Annotated in this window: 1 pseudogene; it reads left to right on the forward strand. The window is 62.2% G+C overall.

The annotated features are described in order from the left end of the window. Window positions 1-286 (forward strand): annotated as a pseudogene (locus EIK80_RS25700) (TonB-dependent receptor); the annotation flags it as partial.

Consider the following 286-nt stretch of genomic DNA (forward strand, 5'->3'; position numbering starts at 1 on the left):
GTCTATCAGCTCACCCTGGCCTACGACCTGACCGACGCCCTGACGGCCACCTCGATGACCGCCTACAGCAAGGGCAGCGTCTATGCGAAGCAGGACTACAACCGGAACGACTCGCCGGTCCCCTTCAACAACACGCCCTTCACGCCGGGCGGGTTCTTCAACGACCCGCAGGTGGGCAATACGAAGAAGTTCACGACCATCGACGTCTCGTCCGGCCGTTCGGATCAGTTCAGCCAGGAACTTCGCTTGCAGTCGGCCTTCGACGGCCCGCTGAACTTCACCGTCG

The organism is Caulobacter sp. 602-1, from assembly GCF_003931565.1.
Lineage (GTDB): Bacteria > Pseudomonadota > Alphaproteobacteria > Caulobacterales > Caulobacteraceae > Caulobacter.